This window comes from Actinomadura sp. 3N407, assembly GCF_052245875.1.
Classification (GTDB): Bacteria; Actinomycetota; Actinomycetes; order Streptosporangiales; family Streptosporangiaceae; genus Spirillospora.
The window spans coordinates 1-1,132 of the sequence record NZ_JBQQBP010000074.1 but is presented as its reverse complement, the minus strand read 5'-3'; the positions used below and the strand labels follow the sequence as shown (position 1 = coordinate 1,132).

General features: G+C 66.0%; 1 protein-coding gene. It reads right to left on the bottom strand.

Annotated features, from left to right (window positions below):
- Positions 1-1,132 (bottom strand): acyltransferase domain-containing protein (locus ACTWPP_RS44975; protein ID WP_443110614.1); only part of this gene is annotated, 1,132 nt, incomplete at both ends.

The window sequence follows — 1,132 nt, the reverse complement described above, 5'->3', positions numbered from 1 at the left end:
TGGTGGTGTCGATGGTGTGTTGGATGGGTGTGGTGAGGATGGGGTGGGGGCTGATTTCGATGAATCGGGTGTGTCCGGTGTGTAGGAGGTGGGTGGTGGTGGTGTGGAGGTGGACGGTGTTGCGGAGGTTGTCGTACCAGTAGTGGGCGTCGCAGGTGGGTGTGGTGCCGGGGTGGGTGGTGGAGTGGAAGGTGATGGTGGGTGGTTGGGGGGTGATGTCGTGGAGTGTGGTGAGGATGTGGGTGCGGAGGGGTTCGATGTGGGGTGAGTGGGAGGGGTAGTCGACGGGGATGGTTTTGGCGTTGATGCCGTGGTTTTGGTAGTGGGTGATGAGTTGGGTGATGGTGTGGGTGTCGCCGGAGATGATGGTGTTGTGGGGTGAGTTGATGGCGGCGATGGCGGTGTTGGGGGTGGTGGGGATTTGGTGGTGGGGGAGGGGGATGGCGGCCATGGTGCCGGTGCCGGTGAGTTGGTGGAGGGCTTGGCTGCGCAGTGCGATGGTTTTGGCGGCGTCGTTGAGGGTGAGTGCTCCGGCGATGTGGGCGGCGGCGATTTCGCCTTGGGAGTGGCCGATGACGGTGTCGGGGGTGGCGCCGTGGTGTTGCCAGAGTCGGGCGAGGGCGATCATGACGGCGAAGAGGGTGGGTTGGATGACGTCGACGCGGTCGGGTGGTGGTGTGTGGGGTTGTTGGCGTAGGACTGCGAGGGGGGACCAGCCGGTGTAGGGCTGTAGTGCTTGGTCGCAGGCGGTGAGGTGGTGGGCGAATACGGGTGAGGTTTGCAGGAGGCGTAGGCCCATTGCGGTCCATTGGGAGCCTTGGCCGGGGAAGACGAAGACGGTTTTGCCGGGGGTGGGGGTGCCTTGGATGAGGTGGTGGTGGGGGTGTTCGGTGGCCAGGGCGTGCAGGGCGTCGGTGAGGTCGTGTTGGTGGGTGGCGATGATGGCTGCGCGGTGGTGGAAGGTGGTGCGGGTGGTCAGGGTGTGGGCGGTGGTGGCGGGGTTGTGGTGGGGGTGGGTGGTGAGGTGGTGGTGCAGGCGTTGGGCGTGCTGGCGTAGGGCTGGTGCGGTTTTGGCCGACAGCAGCCAGGCGACCGGGCCGGTGTCGTCGTCTTGCGCCGCGGCCTGCTGGGC